Annotated in this window: 18 protein-coding genes and 3 pseudogenes; 3 read left to right on the top strand and 18 right to left on the bottom strand. The window is 74.6% G+C overall.

Annotated elements, in window-relative coordinates; all coding sequences use genetic code 11:
* From JWP64_RS23095 to JWP64_RS23065, 7 genes and pseudogenes are all read right to left on the bottom strand, one after another.
* Positions 1-604: pseudogene (locus JWP64_RS23095) on the bottom strand (hypothetical protein); the annotation flags it as partial.
* Positions 605-747: 143 nt separating this feature from the next.
* Positions 748-1,602 (bottom strand): DegV family protein, encoded by an 855-nt coding sequence (locus JWP64_RS23090; RefSeq protein ID WP_297500788.1) that lies wholly within the window; start codon positions 1,600-1,602, stop codon positions 748-750.
* Between the two features lie 11 nt (positions 1,603-1,613).
* Complete coding sequence (gene octT, locus JWP64_RS23085; protein ID WP_297500785.1) at positions 1,614-2,372, bottom strand: diglucosylglycerate octanoyltransferase; 759 nt, start codon at positions 2,370-2,372, stop codon at positions 1,614-1,616.
* Positions 2,362-2,985 carry a histidine phosphatase family protein gene (locus JWP64_RS23080; RefSeq protein ID WP_297500783.1) on the bottom strand — a complete coding sequence of 208 codons (624 nt, stop codon included), beginning with the start codon at positions 2,983-2,985 and terminating at the stop codon, positions 2,362-2,364. Before JWP64_RS23080 ends, octT begins: the two co-directional genes overlap by 11 nt.
* Entirely contained in the window at positions 2,982-3,380 is a 399-nt protein-coding gene (rsfS, locus tag JWP64_RS23075; RefSeq protein ID WP_297500793.1) for a ribosome silencing factor, read from the bottom strand. Before rsfS ends, JWP64_RS23080 begins: the two co-directional genes overlap by 4 nt.
* Positions 3,381-3,515: 135 nt before the next feature.
* On the bottom strand, positions 3,516-4,130 hold the full coding sequence (gene nadD, locus JWP64_RS23070) for a nicotinate-nucleotide adenylyltransferase (RefSeq protein ID WP_297500780.1): 615 nt from the start codon (positions 4,128-4,130) through the stop codon (positions 3,516-3,518).
* Between the two features lie 275 nt (positions 4,131-4,405).
* Positions 4,406-5,023 (bottom strand): alpha-ketoglutarate-dependent dioxygenase AlkB, encoded by a 618-nt coding sequence (locus tag JWP64_RS23065; protein ID WP_297500776.1) that lies wholly within the window; start codon positions 5,021-5,023, stop codon positions 4,406-4,408.
* Between the two features lie 254 nt (positions 5,024-5,277).
* Here JWP64_RS23065 and JWP64_RS23060 point away from each other — a divergent pair, with 254 nt between their 5' ends.
* Positions 5,278-6,486, top strand: coding sequence for an MFS transporter (locus JWP64_RS23060; RefSeq protein ID WP_297500773.1), 1,209 nt, complete (start codon positions 5,278-5,280; stop codon positions 6,484-6,486).
* A gap of 15 nt (positions 6,487-6,501) precedes the next feature.
* On the opposite strand, the pseudogene JWP64_RS23055 reads toward JWP64_RS23060, so the two are convergent.
* A pseudogene (locus tag JWP64_RS23055) lies at positions 6,502-7,085 on the bottom strand (helix-turn-helix domain-containing protein).
* Positions 7,086-7,281: 196 nt separating this feature from the next.
* Between JWP64_RS23055 and JWP64_RS23050 the strand changes: the two are divergent.
* On the top strand, positions 7,282-8,121 hold the full coding sequence (locus JWP64_RS23050; protein ID WP_297500771.1) for a S41 family peptidase: 840 nt from the start codon (positions 7,282-7,284) through the stop codon (positions 8,119-8,121).
* A 5-nt stretch (positions 8,122-8,126) separates the two neighbouring features.
* On the opposite strand, the gene JWP64_RS23045 is transcribed toward JWP64_RS23050, so the two are convergent.
* The 3 genes from JWP64_RS23045 to JWP64_RS23035 all read right to left on the bottom strand — a co-directional run bounded on the left by JWP64_RS23045 (position 8,127) and on the right by JWP64_RS23035 (position 11,130).
* A complete protein-coding gene (locus JWP64_RS23045; protein WP_297500768.1) occupies positions 8,127-9,557 on the bottom strand; it encodes a VWA domain-containing protein in 1,431 nt (476 codons plus the stop codon).
* A 10-nt stretch (positions 9,558-9,567) separates the two neighbouring features.
* The gene (locus JWP64_RS23040) at positions 9,568-10,434 is read right to left on the bottom strand and encodes a MoxR family ATPase (protein ID WP_297500790.1); all 867 of its coding nucleotides are present in this window, start codon (positions 10,432-10,434) and stop codon (positions 9,568-9,570) included.
* A 168-nt stretch (positions 10,435-10,602) separates the two neighbouring features.
* Positions 10,603-11,130 (bottom strand): hypothetical protein, encoded by a 528-nt coding sequence (locus JWP64_RS23035; protein ID WP_297500765.1) that lies wholly within the window; start codon positions 11,128-11,130, stop codon positions 10,603-10,605.
* 98 nt (positions 11,131-11,228) lie between these two features.
* Here JWP64_RS23035 and JWP64_RS23030 point away from each other — a divergent pair, with 98 nt between their 5' ends.
* Positions 11,229-13,355 (top strand): DEAD/DEAH box helicase, encoded by a 2,127-nt coding sequence (locus JWP64_RS23030; protein ID WP_297500761.1) that lies wholly within the window; start codon positions 11,229-11,231, stop codon positions 13,353-13,355.
* A 552-nt stretch (positions 13,356-13,907) separates the two neighbouring features.
* Here the strand turns inward: JWP64_RS23030 and JWP64_RS23025 are convergent.
* The 7 genes and pseudogenes from JWP64_RS23025 to JWP64_RS22995 all read right to left on the bottom strand — a co-directional run.
* Positions 13,908-14,201 carry a hypothetical protein gene (locus JWP64_RS23025; protein WP_297500758.1) on the bottom strand — a complete coding sequence of 98 codons (294 nt, stop codon included), beginning with the start codon at positions 14,199-14,201 and terminating at the stop codon, positions 13,908-13,910.
* Positions 14,202-14,264: 63 nt separating this feature from the next.
* Positions 14,265-15,545, bottom strand: coding sequence for a methyltransferase domain-containing protein (locus JWP64_RS23020; protein WP_297500755.1), 1,281 nt, complete (start codon positions 15,543-15,545; stop codon positions 14,265-14,267).
* 45 nt (positions 15,546-15,590) lie between these two features.
* The gene (gene proB / locus JWP64_RS23015) at positions 15,591-16,709 is read right to left on the bottom strand and encodes a glutamate 5-kinase (protein WP_366890441.1); all 1,119 of its coding nucleotides are present in this window, start codon (positions 16,707-16,709) and stop codon (positions 15,591-15,593) included.
* A 79-nt stretch (positions 16,710-16,788) separates the two neighbouring features.
* A complete protein-coding gene (gene obgE / locus JWP64_RS23010) occupies positions 16,789-18,384 on the bottom strand; it encodes a GTPase ObgE (RefSeq protein WP_297500750.1) in 1,596 nt (531 codons plus the stop codon).
* A gap of 86 nt (positions 18,385-18,470) precedes the next feature.
* Positions 18,471-18,728, bottom strand: a complete 258-nt coding sequence (rpmA, locus tag JWP64_RS23005; protein ID WP_297500747.1) for a 50S ribosomal protein L27 — start codon at positions 18,726-18,728, stop codon at positions 18,471-18,473.
* Between the two features lie 12 nt (positions 18,729-18,740).
* Positions 18,741-19,049: a 50S ribosomal protein L21 gene (gene rplU / locus JWP64_RS23000; protein WP_297500744.1), complete on the bottom strand. Its 309-nt coding sequence runs from the start codon at positions 19,047-19,049 to the stop codon at positions 18,741-18,743.
* A gap of 135 nt (positions 19,050-19,184) precedes the next feature.
* Positions 19,185-19,530: pseudogene (locus JWP64_RS22995) on the bottom strand (hypothetical protein); the annotation flags it as partial.

The following is a 19,530-nucleotide window of genomic DNA, read 5'->3' as shown; positions in this document are numbered from 1 at the left end:
GGGCGGCCGGCACCGCGGTGTCGATCCCCACCGCCGGCAGCCCGCCGACCGGCTCCGCCTGTGGCCGCCCGCTCCACACGCCGACCGCGGCGAGCACGGCCGCCACCGCCGCGACCAGCACGAGCGCGATGGCGCCGGGCCGTCCGGGGTCGAGGCGGGCACCGCGCCAGGCCTCGGGGACCCAGCGGCGGGCGAGCATCCCGAGGCGGCCGGGCCGCCCGCCGGGCTGGTGCGCCGGCGGGCGGGCGGATCCGCCCAGCCCTGCGGCATCCGACCGGTCCGGGCCGGGTGCAACCGACGGCCCGAGGTCCTGCGGACCGGCCGCGTCGGCGGGCCAGGTCGCCTCCTCCCGCCCGTCCCACCTCGGCGCGACGACGGGCGCCGACCTCGGCACGGGCAGCGGCAGCGGGATCGGGACCGTCGGCGGGTCCCCGGGACCTGGCGGGGCGGCTGCCACCCGCCCGGACCCCACCGCCGGGGACCCCGGCCCGGGAGCGTCGGGACCGGGGGTGTCGGCGGGGTCCGGGTAGGGGCGGCCCAGCGGCGTTCCCAGCACCGCGGCGAGCCGGGTGCCGGGGTCGGGAGGAGCTGCGCGCCGGGCCACACCGAGGACGCTAGGTCCGCGCGGGCCCGGTTCCGGGACGAGTCGTCGCGCTGTGGATGGCCGGAGCGGGGTGGGGACAACCCGCCCGCGCCGAGTCCGGATCCGGCAGAACCGTCGGTGCCGTATGGCAGGCTGCGCGGGTCCTACCCGCGCGGCACCACGACCACCCCGAGCGCGCCGTTCCCCACGTGCGCCCCGAGCACCGCACCGACCTCGGAGACGAGCAGCCGCGACGCGCTCGGCAACCGCTCCCGCAGCCGGTCCGCCAGCTCCTCGGCCCGGTGGGCCGCCCCGAGGTGGTGCACGGCGAGGTCCGCCCCCTCCCCGGCCGCCTTCACCGCGAGCTCGACGAGCCGCTGCGTGGCCCGGGCCGCGGTCCGCACCTTCTCCAGCGGCCGGATCCGCCCCTCCGCCAGGTGCAGGATCGGCTTGACGGACAGCGCGGTGCCGAGAAGGGCCGTGGCCGCACCGATCCGGCCGCCCCGGCGGAGCCGGTCCAGGTCGTCGACACAGAAGAAGACGCGGCAGCGGGCCGCGACCGCGGCGGCGGCCTCCTCCACCGCGGCTCCGGCGCACCCGGACTCGGCGGCGCGGACCGCCGCGAGCACCGCGTACCCGAGGCCCATCGCGACCGCACGCGAGTCGACGACCCGCACCCGTCCCTGCCCGACCTCCTCCGCGGCGAGCCGGGCGGCGTCCCAGGTACCGGACAGCTCCCGGGAGAGGTGCACGGACACCACGGACGGCGCGCCGTCCGCGAGCAGCGCGCGGTACACCTCGGCGAACGCGGCGGGCGTCGGCCGGGAGGTCTGGACTTCCAGGCTCCGGTCCGCGAGCGCCGCGCTCAGGTCTCCCGGGCCGATGTCGATACCGTCGCGCCCGGTCCGTTCCCCCATCCGGACCTCGAGCGGCACGATCGTGATGGCGCTGCGGGCGGCGACCCCCGACGGGAGGTCCGTCGTCGAGTCGGTCACGACGGCGACGGGCGAGGGGGGCATGACAGCCGACCCTAGTGGCCGGGCCGGACGGGCAGCTCACGCACCAGGATCGACCCCAGCGCCTCGCCGACCCTCCGGTGACCCTCCCACCCCCAGTGCATTCCGTCCGGGTTCCCGTGCCCGCCGAGCACGTGCGCCGCGACCAGTGTCGGGACGTCCAGGATCCGCGCCCCGACTTCCGCGGCCCAGTCCCGGGTGGCCCGCTCGGCGGGGACCCGCCCGGGGTGCGCGTGGCCGTAGACCGCGGCGCGGTGCACGGACGGCAGGGCCGCGACGACCGGGATCCCGGGGCGCAGCGCGAGCACCGCGTCGCGGCATCGTTGCAGGTAGGACACGGTGAGCCGCGGTGGGAGCGCCACCGGGCCGCCTCCCGGGAGACGGGCGAACGCCCGCGAGAGGCCCGGCTGCGCGCGCAGGTAGCCGTCGCGCAGCACCCGCCGCGCGCGGTCGGGACGGACGGCGGGGATCAGCTCGCGCAGTGCCGTCGGCAGCGGTGACGGGAGCGCGTCCATCCCGCCCGTGCCGAGCACCAGCGCGTCGATCCTCGGCATGAGGGCCCACACCCGCGGGTCGTGGGTGAGCGCGTGCCAGGCGTGCCGGGCCGTCCAGCCGATCCCGGCGACGATCTCGGCGTGCCCGCCCAGCGCGGCGGCGGCGATGTTGGGCCAGAGGCGCGGATCGTCCGACGGCTCGGCCCGCTCGGGTCCGTGGAAGGTCAGCGAGTCCCCGAGGACGAGGAGCGTGGGACGGCCCGAGAGCTCAGCTGACACCGATGTTGTACCCGGACAGCCGCCAGCGCGGGTGGTCCGCGCGCCTCGCGACGACCGCCCACTTGCAGTTGCCCATCCCGCCGATGATCGGCCACGTGGACTCGGGCAGGTCCAGCAGCCCACACACCATTCCGGCGATCATCCCGCCGTGCGCCACCAGGAGCAGCGACTGCTCGCCGACCTCGTCCGCGTACTCCTCGTCGATCTCCTCGACGACGGGCAGCGAGCGCCGCACGACGTCGACGCGGGACTCGCCGCCGGGCGGGGTCCAGCGCGGGTCCCCGCGCCACTCGGTGATCGCGCCCGGGTAGTCGACCTCGACCTCGCCGACGCTGCGGCCCTGCCACTCCCCGAGGTGCGTCTCGCGGAGCCGCTGGTCCAGCTTCACCGCCAGCCCGGAGGCGGTGGACACCTCCTCGGCGGTGTCCACCGCACGGGTCAGGTCCGAGCTGATCATGCGGTCCAGGGACATCCGCGCGATGACCGGGGCGGCGCGGCGCGCCTGCTCGCGCCCCTCCTCGGTGAGGTGGGAGTCCAGGTGGCCCTGCATGCGTCCGGCCACGTTGTAGTCCGTCTGCCCGTGCCGGAGCAGGACGACCCGGCGGAGGCTCACGGAGCCGTGACGGTGCCGTCGGGATCCGCCTCGACCCGGGCCTCGGGGAAGTCGATCCGTGGGCAGTCCTTCCACAGCCGGTCGAGGCCGTAGGTGCTGCGCTCCTCGTTGTGCTGCACGTGCACCACGATGTCGGTGAAGTCCAGCAGGACCCAGCGGCCCTCGCGCGCACCCTCGCGGCGGGTGGGCTTCACCCCGTTCTGGCGCAGCTTCTCCTCGACCTCGTCGACGATGGCCTGCACCTGGCGCTCGTTGGGCGCGGACGCGATGACGAAGCAGTCCGTGATGACGAGCTGGTCGGACACATCCAGCACCGTGATGTCCTGGGCCAGCTTGTCGGCGGCGGCCGCCACGGCCACCCGGGCCATCTCGAGTGCCTCTTCTGTTGCCGCCACTGCGGTCACGACTCCCTCTGTGCTCATCTGCTCTCCGGCCCACCCCCGGTGAGAGGGTGCAGCCGGGTCCAGTGTGGCAGCCGCGCTCGGCCGCCCCCGAGGCGCGGGGGTCGGGCGGGCGCGGGCAGGACGGAGCTAGGCGGGATGCGAGACGCCGACCGGCTGATCGGGGGCGTAGAGCCCCCTCTTCGAGATGTACTGGACGACGCCGTCCGGCACCAGGTACCAGACCGGGCGGCCTTCGGCGACGCGGTCCCGGCAGTCCGTGGAGGAGATCGCCATCGCCGGCACCTCGACCAGCGTCACGGAGCCCTCCGGCAGGTGCTCGTCGCCCAGCTCGTAGCCGGGACGGGTCACGCCGACGAAGTGCGCGAGCTCGAACAGCTCGTCGACCTTGCGCCAGGACAGGATCTGGGAGAGCGCGTCCGCGCCGGTGATGAAGAACAGCTCGGCGTCGGGCATCGTGGCGGCGAGGTCCCTCAGGGTGTCCGCGGTGTACGTCGGTCCCCCGCGGTCGATGTCCACCCGGCTGGTGCCGAACCGCGGGTTGGACGCCGTCGCGATGACCGTCATCAGGTACCGGTCCTCGGCGGGGCTGACGGACTTGGCCGACTTCTGCCACGGCTGCCCGGTCGGGACGAACAGCACCTCGTCGAGGTTGAACCGGTGGGCGACCTCGCTGGCGGCGACGAGGTGCCCGTGGTGCACGGGATCGAACGTGCCGCCCATGACACCGATCTTGCGCTGCATCGACGCAGACTATGCGCCCGCGGGCGTCGCGTCCTCACCCGTTCGGTCGCGTCCCGGCCCGTCCGGCGCGGGCGGTCACGGCGATGTGCCGGAGGGAAACGCCGGGGCAACAAGATGGGGGGCTGATCCCAGGTAGCCGGCGACCTCGTTGACCCAGTCGTGGCCGACCCGGGTGAGGAACTCGTCGAAGCGGCCCGGCTGACCCCGCCGTCGCGACGATCGACGGCCGGCTGGCCGGCCGGGTCACGAAGAGGCGGGCTCGCCTACGGGCGGGCTCAGGGGGCCGGATAGGCGTGCCGGAACTGGATGCTGATCCGGGCCCCGGCCGCCCGCACCTTCGGCACCGAGTGCTGCCACGTGCGCTGGCACGACCCGCCCATCACGAGCAGGTCCCCGGGCCCGGGCAGGAACCCGACCGACGGCCCACCACCCGTCGGCCGGAGCCGGAAGGGCCGCATCTCACCGAGCGACACCAGCGCCACCGTCGCTGTGGGGAGCTCGCGGGCCACCCGGTCCCCGTGCCAGGCCACGCTGTCCGCGCCGTCCCGGTAGAGGTTGGCGCCGACCTGGGTGAACTCCTCGCCGTAGCGGCCGGACAGGACGTCCGCCATCTCCTCCAGGATCGGCTCGGGGAGACCGTCCGCCCGGCTCCACCGGTGGGTCAGCCGCGGCTCGGGCAGCGTGCGCTCGTACATCCGGACCTCGCGGCTGCGCCACGGCGTGCCGGCGAGCAGCCGTTCGAACAGCTCGCCCGTACCGCGGAGCCACCCCGGCACGACGTCCACCCAGGCGCCGACGCCGAGCTCGTGCCGCCGGAGCCCGTGGAACCCGGGGTCGAGCTCGGGGCCGCCGGGCGTCTCCAGCAGAGACGGCTGCCACATCAGATCGACCATGCCCTCGACCGTACACGGGATCGAACGTGTGTTCGAGACAGTACCCTGACAGCCCTCGACCTCGACCAAGGACGGCCCCGGGAGCTGCGATGACGATGATGGCGTGGATCGTGCTGGCGATCGTCGGCCTGGCCACGCTGGCCGCCGTCGTCAAGGGGCTGCAGGACCGGAGGAGACCGCCGCACCTGCCCGACGATCCCAAACTTTAGGACGAACTTCTCAGCATTCGATATCCGCACGTAGGGTGCCGGACCATGACGACCCCGCCCGCGACGCGTGAGGACCAGGTGCGATCCCGGCGGCGGTGGGTCGTCCTCGCGCTCGGCGTGCTGGCCCAGTCCTCCGCCTGCTCGTTCGTCTACGGCATCCCGTTCCTGGTCCCGACGCTGCGGGACACCCTCGGTCTCTCCCTCGCGGAGGCCGGCGCCTACGTCGCCGGGCCCACGGCGGGCCTGCTGCTGACCCTGATCCTCTGGGGCGCCGCCGCGGACCGCTGGGGCGAGCGCCGGGTCATCGCGTCCGGCCTCGGGATCCAAGCACTGGTCGTCGGGCTGGTCGCGTCCCTGCCGCACCCCGGCGCGGTCCCGCTGGTCGCGCTGCTGGCCCTGGGCGGCGCCGCGGCCGCCTCCGTGTTCGCGGCGAGCGGCCGGATGGTGATGGGCTGGTTCCCCCGGGACGAGCGCGGCGTGGCGATGGGGATCCGGCAGACCGCGCAGCCGCTGGGCGTCGGCATCGCCGGGCTGGCCCTGCCGAGCCTCGCCGCGCACGTCGGCGTGTTCCCGTCGCTCGCGCTCCCGGCGGCGTTGTGCCTGCTCTCGGCGGTGCTCGTGGCCGCGTTCGCCCCCGACCCGGCCCGCCCGCCGCGCGTCGCCGGGGAGGCCAGGCCCGGTTCGCCGTACGGCGCCCCGCTGCTGTGGCGGGTGCACGCGGCCAGCGCGCTGCTGGTCGTGCCGCAGTTCGCGATCGCGGCGTTCTCCACCGAGTACCTGGTCCGCGAGCACGGCTGGGCGATCGCGACGGCGGGCGTGTTCGTGGCCGTCCTTCAGATCGCGGGCGCGGCGGGCCGGATCGGCGCCGGCTGGTGGTCGGACCGGGTCGGCTCCCGGCTGCGACCGATGCGGCAGCTGGCGGTCGGCGCGACGCTGGTCCTGCTGTCCTTCGCCCTCGGGGACCTGGTGGCGCCCTGGCTCGCGATCGCGTCGCTCGCCGTGGGCGCGGTGGTGAGCGTCGCGGACAACGGTCTGGCGTTCACGGCGGTCGCGGAGATCGCCGGCAGCTCCTGGTCCGGGCGGGCGCTGGGGATCCAGAACACCGGCCAGAACGTCGTGTCCTCGCTGGCGCCGATCGTGCTCGGCGCGATCATCGGCGGCTCCGGCTACGCCGTGGGGTTCGCCGCGGCCGCGCTCGCGCCGGTGCTGGCGATCGGCGTCACGCCGGTGCGGGACGAGCCCGCCCCCGACTGATCGGCCCCCGTCGGGTCAACCGACGCCCGCGTCGAGTGCCTCGGCGAGGAACCGCAGCTCACGGGTCATCTCGGCCTTCGCCGCGGACTCGTCGTCCGCGTGCCGGGCGACGGAGTGCCGGTAGCTCACGGCGGCGGCCAGCAGCAGCGCGACGCTCTCGACGCCCGTCGGGTTCCCCTCCCGCGCCCCCAGGACGACGTCCCGGATCACCCCGACGAGCCGGTCGAAGCGGTCGTGCAGCGCGTCCCGGACGGCCGGGTGCGTGTCCGCCTCGCGCCACGCAGGTGCGAGAGCGTGGCGGAGGCGCCCAGCATCTCGTCGAGCACCGTGACGAGCCGGCAGAGGCTCTCGGTGACGTCCCCCGCGACGATCACCGATTCCCGGTCCACCCGCTCCTCCGGCAGCCGCTCGACCAACGCGCTCAGCAGGTCCGGCTTGCGGGTGAAGTAGTAGTGCACGAGCCCCTTGGGGACCCCGGCGCGCTCGGCGATGCGGGAGGTGGGCGTGGCGTCGAAGCCACGCTCGGCGAACAGCTCCTCGGCCGCGGCGAGGATGCGCTCGCGCGCCGGGCCGCTGTCGGGGTCGAGGGGTTCGGACATCTCGGGGTCCTTCACCAGGGGTCGGGGTGCACGCGCGCGGCGGCCGAGGTCGAGGCCGGGCCGGTGCTGAGGATGCTGCTCGCCGCGATGCGGCCCGGGCACCGCCGCCGCGAGGCGCTCGTGTTCGGAAGCCGAGGCGGTTCGGCTCGCGCCCCGCGTCGCCTCCGCGAGGATCGGCACCCGCCATACTGACCCGGTGATCGGGCGGGCCGGACGGGACCGGAAGGCCGTCGAGCGGGCGCTCGACGTGGTGCAGGGGCGGGCGTTGCACAGCGACCGCGTGGACTGGCCGCAGGCACGCGGGGAGGTCGCGGCCGCGTTCGGGGACCCGGAGGCGCTGGAGCTCGCGCTGTTCCGGATCGTCCGCGCGGCGGGCGGGCCGCACAGCGGGCTGCGCGGGCGCGCGATGGCGCACGGGGCGCCGGAGCTGCCGGCCGTCCGGAGGGAGGGCGACGCGGGGGTCCTCACCCTGCCGGCCTGCTCCGCCCGGGACGCGCGCGAGTACGAGGCGGCGGGCCGGAAGGCGCTCGCAGGCGCGGGCGCGGCGCGGTGGGTCGTCGACCTGCGCGGCAACGGCGGCGGCTCGATGTGGCCCGTGCTCGCGGTGGTGGCACCGCTGCTGCGCCCCGAGCCCGACGGGCGGATCGGCGCGTTCGTCGACCGCGCCGGCGGGTCGACGCCGTGGCGGCTCCTGGGCGGGGTGCTGCTGATGGGCCGCCGGCCGATGGCCCGCGCGGCGCGGGACAGCATGTCCGGGCCGGTGGCGCTTCTCACCGACGGCGCGACGGCCGGCTCCGGCGAGGCCGTCGTCGTCGCGTTCCGGGGCGCGCCGGACGTCCGCTCCTACGGCTCCCCCACCCTCGGGCTGAGCACCGGCAACGAGACGCTGCCGCTGCCGGGCGGCGCCGTCCTCACCGTCACCACCAGCCGGTTCGCCGACCGCACCGGGCAGGTCCACGGCGGCCGGATCACCCCGGACGTGCCGAGCGAGGATCCGCTCAGCATGGCTCTCTGGGACAGCCAGGGCCTGTCCTAGAGCGGCTAGACCGGCAGCAGCGCCTCGACGACGTCCGCCAGCTGGCCGGCCGTGCGGCACTCGTGCATCGGCATGACGTCCGCGTACCGCAGCGCCGCGGAGTCCCCGCTGCCCCACTGCCGCCGCGGCTCCGGGTTGAGCCAGTGCGCGTGCCGGGCCTGGGAGATCAACCGCCGCAGGACGGCGAGGTTCGGGTCCCGGTAGTTCGTGCGGGCGTCGCCGAGGATCAGCACCGAGCTCTTGGAGGTGATGGCCTCGCCGTAGAACTCCGCGAAGCTGCCGAGGGCGCCGCCGTAGTCGCTGTGCCCGTCGAACGCGGTGAGGTCCGCCTCGCGCAGCACCCGCTGCATCACGCCCGACAGCTCGGCGCCGGGCTCGAACAGATGCGTCACCTCGTCCGTCTTCTCGACGAACGCGAAGACCCGGACCTTGCTGAACTGCTCCCTCAACGCCTGGACCAGCAACAACGTGAAGTGGCTGAACCCGGCGACGGAGCCGGAGACGTCGCAGAGGATGACGAGCTCGGGCCGTCCGGGCCGGCGCTTCCGGTAGGCGGGCTTCATCGGGACGCCACCGGTGGACATCGAGCGGCGCAGCGTCCGGCGCATGTCCAGGGTGCCGCGCTTGGCGTGCTTGCGGCGCACCGCGAGCCGCGCGGCGAGGCGCCGGGCCAGCGGGTGCACCGTGCGGCGGAGCAAGGTGAGCTGCTCGGCGTAGGCGGAGAGGAACTCGACCTGCTCGGCCTGCTTGGGCACCGCCGTCTTGGCCACCTGCTCGCGGCCGCGCTGCTCGGCGGTGCGGCGGCGCACCTCGTCGGTCACCATCTTGCGGAACTGGGCGATGCGGTCCCGGATCTCCCGGCGGCGCATCTCGTCGGTGAAGTCCGAGTCGTCCGGCTGGCGGAGGCCGTTCATGATCGACGCGAGCAGCGTCTCGGGCGAGATCACCCGCAGCGCCTGGTAGGCGGACCAGCTGGGCTGCGCGCTCGACCCGCGGATGCCGGTGCCGCTGGCCCCGGCCTGCCCCAGCGCGTCGACGACGGCGCGGGCGAGTGCCCGCAGCGCGTCGGTGTCGCCGTCCCGGAGCAGGTCCGCGAGGATCTCGCGCAGGGCGTCGACGTCGACCGGCCCGTCGGGGGTGTCCGGGTCCTCGCCCTCGATGCGCGGGACGTGGACCTGGCCGCTGCCGGCGCCGAGCGCGGCGGGCCAGTACAGCTCGAAGAGGGCGTCGAAGACCTCGCGCTGCCCGGAGCGGCGCAGCAACGCCGCGGCCAGCCCTTCCCGCAGCTCCTCGCGGCGCAGCAGGTCCAGGGCGCCGAGGACCTCGGCGGCGTCGACGGTCTCCCCCGGCCCGACGGAGACGCCGTGGGTGCGGAGCGCCGCGACGAAGTCGACGAGGTGCCCGGGCAGGCCGTGCTCGTTCGCGGTGACCGGCATCGGGGCGCTCCTAGTTGAGATGCAGTTCGGCCGTGGCCTTGACCTGGTCCGACTGGTGCTTGAGGACCACGCCGAGGGTGGCGCGCACCGCGTCGTCGTCGAGGGTGTCCATGCCCAGTGCGAGCAGCGTGCGACCCCAGTCGATCGTCTCGGCCACCGACGGGGCCTTGCGCAGCTCCATCGCCCGCAGCACGCGGACCGTCCGGACCAGCGCGTCCGTCAGCTTCTCGGTGAGCTCCGGGACGCGGGACAGGACGATGCGCCGCTCCAGGTCCGCGTCCGGGAAGTCCAGGTGCAGGAACAGGCAGCGCCGCTTGAGCGCCTCGGAGAGCTCCCGGGTGGAGTTGGAGGTCAGCAGCGCGAACGGCTTGCGGGTCGCGGTGACCGTGCCCATCTCCGGGATGCTGACCTGGTAGTCGGAGAGGACCTCCAGCAGCAGGCCCTCGACCTCGACGTCCGCCTTGTCCATCTCGTCGATGAGCAGGACGGTGGGCTCGTCGCGGCGGATCGCGGTGAGCAGCGGCCGCGGGAGCAGGAACTCCTCGCTGAACACGTCGTCGCGGGTCGCGTCCCAGCTCTCGTGACCCTGGCCTGCGGTGATGCGCAGCAGCTGCTTCGCGTGGTTCCACTCGTAGAGGGCGCGCGCCTCGTCGATGCCCTCGTAGCACTGCAGCCGGACGAGCCCCGCGTCGGTCGCCTGGGCGACGGCCTTCGCGAGCTCGGTCTTGCCGACCCCGGCCGGACCCTCGACGAGCAGCGGCTTGCCGAGGCGGTCCGCCAGGTAGACCGTGGTCGCGACCGCGGTGTTGGCGAGGTAGCCGACGGCGGCGAGCCGCTCGGTGACCTCGTCGACCGAGCCGAACAACGGGGGCTGGATGGCGTTCACCGGGTCATCCTGCCTTGCGGATCCGGGCTCCGCAGCCCTGGGAACCGTACGGTCGTTAAGTTGAGGTGAGGGTTGCATCACAGCAGCGGCTGCGGGTCACTGCGGAGGCCGATCGTCCATGACCTCACCCGGCCGACAGGCCCGCGCCTCGCCCCGCTTTCAACCGTCGTCCGCCGCCGGACGCCCCGCGGACCTCCGCATCCCGACGCCGAACATCACGACCGCGAAGCCGGCCGCCGGGACCCAGAGCCACCTGTTCGTCGCGGCGCCGAGGCACTCCCCCTCCGCGGTCGTGCCCGCCTCGGCCGCGGCTTCGTCCAGGACCGGGCCGGAGAGCCCGCCGAGGTCCTGGGCCCGCAGGGCGGCCGCCGCCACGACGCCGCTCGCCCGACACCGGTCCCCGATCGGCGTGACCTCGGAGAGGAACAGCTGCAGGGGCGTGGCGACGACGAGGGCCGCGGCGAGGGCCGCCACCCCGGACACCGCCACGAGCTGGCGCCGGTGCGGGGCCTCGCCCGGGGCAGGGAGGTGGAAGAAGGCCGCCAGCACCGCCAGCAGCACGACGCCCGCGATCGACGCGAGCCATTCCCACGGCCCCTGGCCGCCGAAGGTCAGCGCGACGACCGCGGCCAGGGCCGCGCCGAGAAGCGCGGCACGGTCCACCTGGCTGCCTCCGGGCTGCTCCACGGCCCGGAGCCTGGCAGACGGGCCGTCCGAGGGCGATCGGGGAGTTTCGGGACGGGGCGCGCCCGGGAACTGTCGGGGGTGCGCGCCATCATGGTGCCGTGACCACCACCGAACAGGATCTGCGCACGCGCGCCGAGGAAGTGCTGGCCACCCTGGCCGGCGAGGGCGCGACGCTGCGCGAGGATCAGTGGACGGCCATCCACGCGCTCGTCGCCGAGCACCGGCGGGCGCTGGTCGTGCAGCGCACCGGATGGGGCAAGTCCGCGGTGTACTTCGTGGCCACGGCGCTGCTCCGCGAGCAGGGCGCCGGGCCCACCGTGATCGTCTCGCCGCTGCTCGCGCTCATGCGCAACCAGATCGACGCGGCGACGCGGGCCGGGATCGTCGCGGTCACGGTCAACTCCGCGAACCTTGACGACTGGGAGCAGACCTACGCCGAGATCGACGCCGGCGAGGTGGACGTGCTGCTCGTCAGCCCGGAGCGGCTGAACAACCCGGACTTCCGGGACCGGGTCCTCCCCCGCCTCACCGCGAGCGCCGGGATGCTGGTGGTCGACGAGGCGCACTGCGTCTCGGACTGGGGGCACGACTTCCGGCCGGACTACCGGCGGCTGCGCAACCTCATCGCCGAGCTCCCGCCGGGCATCCCCGTGCTGGCCACCACGGCCACGGCGAACGACCGGGTGGTCCACGACGTCACCGAGCAGCTCGGCCTCGACCCTGCTGACGGCCGATCCGCTGACGCTCCGCGGAGGGGGGCTCCGCTGGTCCTGCGGGGTTCGCTCGACCGCGCGAGCCTGCGGCTCTCGGTCGTCCCGATCCCGAACCCCGCTCAGCGGTTGGCGTGGCTGGCGTCCCGGCTCGACGAGCTGCCGGGCGCCGGGATCATCTACACGCTCACGATCCAGACGGCCGAGGAGGTCGCGGAGTTCCTGCGCGAACGCGGCTACGCGGTCCGCTCCTACACGGGCAAGACCGATCCCGAGGCCCGGCTGGACGCCGAGGCGGACCTGCTCGGGAACCGGGTGAAGGCGCTGGTCGCCACGAGCGCCCTTGGCATGGGCTTCGACAAGCCGGACCTCGGGTTCGTCGTGCACCTCGGCGCCCCGGCCTCGCCCGTGGCCTACTACCAGCAGATCGGCCGCGCGGGCCGCGCGCTGGACCGCGCGGAGGTCGTCCTGCTGCCGGGCCGCGAGGACCGGGACATCTGGGCCTACTTCGCCTCGCTGGCGTTCCCGCCCGAGCCGCTGGTGCGCCAGACGCTGGCCACGCTGTCGGAGCACCCGATCTCGACGGCGTCGCTGGAGACCCGGGTCGATCTCTCCCGAACCCGGCTGGAGATGCTGCTCAAGGTCCTGGACAGCGACGGTGCGGCCAAGCGCGTCAAGGGCGGCTGGATCTCCACGGGCGAGGAGTGGACCTACGACGGCGAGCGGCACCGCCGGATCGCCGAGGCCCGTAAGGCCGAGCAGCAGGCGATGCTGGACTTCATCGCCACGGACGAGTGCCGGCTGGTCTTCCTGCGCCGCCAGCTCGACGACCCGGACCCCACGCCCTGCGGCCGCTGCGACGTCTGCAGCGGCACGGTCTGGTCCCCGGACGTCACCGCCGAGAGCACGGCCGCGGCGGAGGAGCGCCTGCAGAGGCCGGGCATCGAGGTCGCGTCGCGGAAGATGTGGCCGAGCGGGATGAAGGAGCTGGACGTCCCGGTGTCCGGCAAGCTCAAGGCGGACGAGCTCGCCGAGCCCGGACGGGCCGTCGGCCGGCTCTCGGACATCGGCTGGGGCACCCGGCTGCGCGAGCTGCTCGAGGGCCCGGACCGGCCCGTCCCGTCCGAGCTGCTGGACGCGGTGGTCCGCGTGCTGGCCGGGTGGGACTGGGCGGAGCGGCCGGTCGGGGTGATCGGGATCGGTTCCCGCACGCGTCCCCACCAGCTCGAACACCTCGCCGGGCGGATCGCGGAGATCGGTCGGCTGCCGCTGCTCGGCGCACTGCCGCCTGCCGGGGAGCGGCCGGGGGCGCACGAGAACTCCGCGCAACGCCTCGCGGCGGTGTGGCACGGGTTCGACACGTCCGCGCTCCCCGATCTCTCCGGGATCGGTGGCCCGGTGCTGCTGGTGGACGACGTGGTCGACTCGGGCTGGACGATGACGGTCGCGGCGCGGGCCGTCCGGAAGGCGGGTGCCCCGGCGGTGCTCCCGCTGGCCCTCGCCCAGGCCGGCTGAGCGCGTCCGGATGTGGCCGGGGATCACCGGGTCGTACGCGAACTGGCGGGGGTGGTTGCTCATAGGGCGTTCGCGGGTCTCCTCACAGGCGCAGCCGCCACCACCGGGCCACTCCAGACGTCTGTGGGGCGTTGGTCAGTCGTCGAGGACGGCCTGCGACCAACACTGCGGTGAACAGCGGAAAGGCGGAGCTGGGCGCGTAGCCACAGATCGTGGTTGACGATCCAGGGTTACCCGCCGTACCTGGACGATGCCTTGGCGCAGCAATAGCTTCGACAACCGATGCCGCGCCGACATCAGATCGCCGCGCACGTCCTCACGGGCCCGGACCGGACCGCGTGCAGCTTCCTGTTCCACACCCGCCACGGCGACCACGACGGCGCCGCGACCCGGGCACCCGAGGCCTTCCCCGGTCAGGAACCGAGCCAGCCCGAACCCCGTCGGCCCGGCCTGGGGCCTCCCACATCTTGTGGCACTACCGGCCAGGACCCAATTCCTGCCCGGCAACCCACGTTCACATGTGGGGAGGCCCCAGCCCGGACCCCATACCGTCTAGCTCGGTCCGTCCCCGAGCAGCTCCCGGATCAGCCGCTCCTGCAGCCCGTGGTCCGGCGAGCGCCAGCCCTGGTCCGCGTAGGAGTACAGCTCGCCGGCGAGGACCTCGCCGATCGGCCCGGGATAGACCTCGCGGGCCCGGCGGGCGGCCCGGCGGACCCGCACCGTCTGCTCGGGCAGCAACGCCGGCTGGCCGCCGCGGTTCGCCCACCACACCGATCGGCTCGGGACGGCGGCGCGGGTCGGCTCCAGCGGCCGGCGGGCCACGACGGGGCGGTCCTGCTGCTCCATGATCCGCTCCTTCCGCCCGGCCCCCGCGCGTGCAGGGACGGACTCGGTGGGGCGCGCTCGGCGTCAACCCGCCGCCGCGACGCTCAGTCGGACGTGCTCCTTCTCCACCACCGCTCCCCCGGAGGGCAGCTCCGCACCGGCCGGGGCCGCGATGATGTCCAGGTCCGCGGCGTGCGGCCGGCCCGCGTCGACCCAGTCCGCGACCCGTTCCAGCAGCAGCGCCGCGAGCTCCCGACCGCCGGGGCCGAACGCCTGCACCGCCGAACCGCTGACGGCCCCGCCCTCCCCCGCCGGCCCGGGCCCGCCCGACCCCCGCTCCCGCCGCGGCCGAGGCCGCGGTCTCGGAACGGGGGTCCGGCTCTCGGTCATCAGCGCGGCGAACCCGTCCCGGCCGCCGAGCGCGACCGTCGCACGGTCCCGCCGCGCCGCGAACAGCGCGGCACCCACCCGGGAATCGGCCGCCTCCCCCGTCGCGAGCAGCCGGAACACGGCCGGATCGCCGAGTGCCAGCCACAGCCCGAGCCCGTCCCACACGTCCACGGCGTCGAGGCCCGGATCCGGCACGACCGGCCACGCCGGCCCGGGCTCGGCCAGCGCGGCCCGCACCGCCGCCACGTCGATCTCCGCCTCCTCGGCCACCTGCACGGACCAGCCCCCGCAGTCCCCACCCAGCGGCGTCGTGACGTCCGGCCCCGCCCCGGCGCCGCGGAGCCGGATGAACGCGCAGCTCCGTACCGACGCGCTGCGCAGCAGGCCGTGGTCGAGCGCATCGAAGGCGATCGAGAGCTGGCTGCCCCGCACGGTGAGCGGCAGCAGGATCCGCCCGTACGGCGCGAGCTGCGCCACCCACTCCGGGCGCACGTCCCAGCTGCCGACGGTCAGCACGATCCGGTCGTAAGGTGCTCCCTCCGGGCAGCCGAGCGCGCCGTCGCCGCAGACGACCCGCACGCCGTCGACGCCCGCGGCAGCGAGGTTGTCCTCGGCCTGCGCGACCAGCTCCTCGTCGATGTCGACCGAGGTCACGGCGCCCTCGGGGCCGACGATCCGGGCCATGAGCGCGGCGTTCCAGCCGGTCCCGGCGCCGATCTCCAGGACCCGGTGCCCGGGCCTCAGCCCGAGCTGTTCCAGCATGATGGCCACCATCGACGGCTGGGACGCGGAGCTGGTGGCAACGCCGTCGACGAACTGGGTGGCCACGGCCTCGTCCGCGTAGGCCTCGGCGAGCGGTCGTCCGGGCAGGAAGAGGTGCCGCGGTACCGCACGGAAGGCCTGCTCCACGGCGGTACCCCGGATGCGCCCGCCGCGGACGAGATCCTCCGCGAGCCGCTCCGCCTCGATGCTCATCGCGCCCGAGTGTGGCGCGTCACGGCGGCCGCCGCCAGGAACCGCTCAGAGCAGTACGAGGTCGTCCGCGTGCACGATCTCCCGGCGGTGGTCCGGCGGCAGCTCCGTCGAACGCTTGCCGATCACGGCCGGGAGCTCGGCGGAGTCGTAGTTGACGACCCCGCGCGCGACGACCACGCCGTGCGGCCCGACGAGGTCCACCACGTCCCCGGAGACGAAGTCCCCGTCGATCCCGTGCACGCCCGCCGCCAGCAGGGACCGCCGGCGGTCGACGACGGCCGCGACCGCGCCGGCGTCGAGATCGAGGCGTCCGCGCACGTCCGCCGCGTGCCGCAGCCAGAACCGGCGCGCGGACATCCGCCGCCCGGACGCCCGGAACGCCGTGCCCACCTTCGGTCCCTCGGGCCCGCCGTCCAGGGCCTGCGCCACGTCCTCGGCGGACGCGAGCAGCACGGGGATCCCCGAGGCGGACGCCATCGCAGCTGCGGTGATCTTGGTGCTCATCCCGCCGGTACCGAGCGCACCCTGCCCCGGCCGGGCCACGGTGACCGCGTCCAGGTCCGACGGCGCGCCGACCTCGGCCAGCAGCCGCGAACCGGGCTTGCGGGGGTCGCCGTCGTAGAGCCCGTCGACGTCGGAGAGCAGGACCAGCGCGTCCGCGCCGACGATGTGCGCGACGAGCGCGGCGAGCCGGTCGTTGTCCCCCACCCGGATCTCGTCGGTGGCCACCGTGTCGTTCTCGTTGACGACGGGCAGCACGCCCAGCCCGAGCAGGCGTTCGAGGGTGCGCTGGGCGTTGCGGTAGTGCGAGCGGCGGATCATGTCGTCCGCGGTGAGCAGGACCTGCCCGATCCGCTGCTCGTGCCGCAGGAACGACGCCGAGTAGGCGTGCGCGAGCAGGAGCTGCCCGACGCTCGCCGCGGCCTGCTGGGTGGCGAGGTCCCGCGGCCGCTTGACCAGGCCCAGCGGCGCGAGCCCGGCGGCGATGGCGCCGGAGGAGACCAGGACGACCTGTGAGCCGGCGGCCCGGCGGCCGGCCAGGGCGTCGACGAGGCGGTGCAGGCGGTCCGGGTCCAGGCCGCCGGCGAGGCTGGTCAGCGAGGACGACCCGACCTTGACGACGATGCGCCGCGCCGCGCCGATCTGCCCGCGGGTCTCGCTCACCGCGACCGCCCGGGGCACTCGTGAGCCCAACGTTTCGCAAGACGGAACGAGAGGGCCACAGGTGCCCCGGCGGACGCGCTCATCGGGAGCTGCGGTCCTCCGAGTCGTTCCACACCTCGAGCTCGTCGTCCGGGAGCTCGAAGGTCTCGTCCGAGGCGTCGGCGTCGGCGTCCTCGTCGTCCGCGGCCTGCCCGCCGAAGGTCTGCTCGTACTCGTAGCTCGCGCCCTCGGCCAGCTCCGCGTCCGACAGGTGCCGGCGACGGGCGTTGCGGGCCGCCTTGCGCTCGGTCGCACTGAGCCGGTTGCTCTCCTCCTCGAGCCGCCGGTCCGTGCCGCGCCCGGACATCACGATGGCGATACCGGCAGGCGTGCTGGGCTCCCAGTCGAACGTGACGTGCCCGATCGTGACCGGGCAGCCGGGCCGCGCACCGGCCTTGGCCAGCGCGTCCTCGACCCCGAGCCGGGCCAGCCGGTCCCCGAGGTAGCCGACGGCCTCGTCGTTGTCGAAGGCGGTCTGCCGGATCCAGCGCTCGGGCAGGGCGCCGCGGACGATGAACCCGCCCTCGAGCTCCCGGTCCTCCTCGACGGTGAAGCCCTGCTGGTCGACGGCGGCGGGCCGCAGCACGATCCGCGTGGCCTCCGCGACGGGCTGGGCCGCGCGGTAGGCCGCGACCTGCTCGGCCATCGCGAAGGAGAGCTCGCGCAGTCCGGTGCGGCTGGCGGTGGAGATGGCCAGAACCGGCCAGCCGAACCGTTCCCGCAGGTCCTCGGAGACGATCTCGACCATGTCCGCCGCGTCCGGGACGTCGATCTTGTTGAGGGCGATGAGCCGCGGCCGGTCCGCGAGCTCACCACCGAGTGCCGGGGTGTACCTCGCCAGCTCGTCCTCGAGCGCCTGGACGTCCGCGACGGGGTCCCGGCCGGGCTCGAAGGTGGCGCAGTCCACGACGTGGACCAGCACCGAGCAGCGCTCGATGTGCCGCAGGAAGTCCAGGCCGAGCCCGCGGCCCTCCGAGGCCCCGGGGATGAGGCCGGGAACGTCCGCGACGGTGTAGATCTGCTCGCCCGCGCTGACGACACCGAGCTGCGGGACGAGCGTGGTGAACGGGTAGTCCGCGATCTTCGGACGGGCTGCGGAGAGCGCCGCGACCAGGGAGGACTTGCCCGCGGAGGGGAAGCCGACGAGGCCCACGTCCGCCATCGAGCGCAGCTCGAGGACGAGGTCGCGGGTCTCCCCCGGCTCGCCGAGCAGGGCGAACCCGGGAGCCTTGCGCGCGGCGGAGGCGAGCGCGGCGTTGCCGAGCCCGCCCCGGCCGCCCTCGGCCGCGATGAACCGCGTGCCGGGACCGACGAGGTCCGCGATGATGTTCCCGGCCTCGTCGAAGATGACCGTGCCGTCCGGGACGAGCATCTCCAGGTCGTCCGCGTTGGCGCCCGCCCGGAAGCCGCCCTGGCCCTGGGTGCCGTTCCTGGCCGCGGCGTGCGGCCGGTGGTGGAAGTCCAGCAGGGTGTGCACACCCGGGTCGACGACGAGGACCACGGAGCCCCCGCGGCCGCCGTTGCCCCCGTCGGGGCCGCCCAGCGGCTTGAACTTCTCTCGGTGGACCGACGCGCAGCCGTTGCCGCCCGCCCCTGCGGTGGCGTGCACCACGACCCGGTCGACGAACCGCGACATCGTTTTCTCCTGTAAATGAGAGAACGGCGGACCCCCCGGTAGGGGCGGCCCGCCGTTCTCGGTGCTGATAAGTGGTGTGCGGGCCCTCAGACCTGCGCCGGCACCACGTTGATGACCTTGCGGCCACGGCGGGTGCCGAACTCCACCGCGCCCTCGACGAGGGCGAACAGCGTGTCATCGCTGCCGCGGCCGACGCCGGCGCCCGGGTGGAACTTGGTGCCGCGCTGGCGGATGAGGATCTCGCCGGCGTTGACGGCCTGGCCGCCGAACCGCTTGACCCCGAGTCGCTGTGCGTTCGAGTCCCGACCGTTGCGGGAGCTGGACGCACCCTTCTTGTGTGCCATGGTGCGTCTCCCTTACTGGCTGATGCCGGTGACCTGGACCTTTGTCAGCGGCTGACGGTGCCCCTGACGCTTGTGGTACCCGGTCTTGTTCTTGAACTTGTGAATGCGGATCTTCGGGCCCTTGGTGTGCTCGACGACCGTGGCGGTCACCGAGGCCTTGGCCAGCGCATCCACATCGGTGGTCAGCTGGTCGCCGTCCACGAGCAGCACGGCGGGCAGGCTGATCTCGGCGCCGGGCTCACCGTCGATCTTCTCGACGGTGACCACGTCGTCGACGGCCACCTTGTACTGCTTACCGCCGGTCTTGACGATCGCGTACATCGTTGACGCACGACTCCTGAATATCGGGGGACTGAGGCGCGCTGGTCGCGCGCAGGCCACCTGCCGGAGACGTCGGACGACGCCCGCCTGCCATGGCTCCTTGCATCCCAGGGTACGGAAGGGTGATTCGCAGGGTCAAACCGGGTCCCCCCCGTTCGTCCCTGCCGTGTTCTCGGCGCTCATCTTCTCAGCGCTCGGGTTCTCGCTGCCTGTGGTGTCGCTGCCGGTCCCCGCGTCCACGGGCGGGCCCGCGGGTCGCGACGCCGCGCGACGGGACCGCCGTGGCCGCGTGGTGACGGCCGCAGGCTCCGGTTGGACCGGAACGGGCGCCGTGACGACGGCGACCTCACTGCCGGCATCGACGGTACCCGTGCCGTTCGGCGCACCGCCGGCCGGTGCCGTCAGGACGGCGGCCTCGGCGCCCGCCGGGGCGCCCGCCGGGGCGCCCGCGGACCGGGTGACCCGGGCCCGCTTGCGCCGC

The sequence above is a fragment of the Pseudonocardia sp. genome (assembly GCF_025465255.1).
In the GTDB taxonomy this organism is placed as follows: domain Bacteria; phylum Actinomycetota; class Actinomycetes; order Mycobacteriales; family Pseudonocardiaceae; genus Pseudonocardia.
The sequence above is the reverse complement of the archived record's forward strand: the minus strand, read 5'-3'. Positions and strand labels throughout refer to the sequence as shown.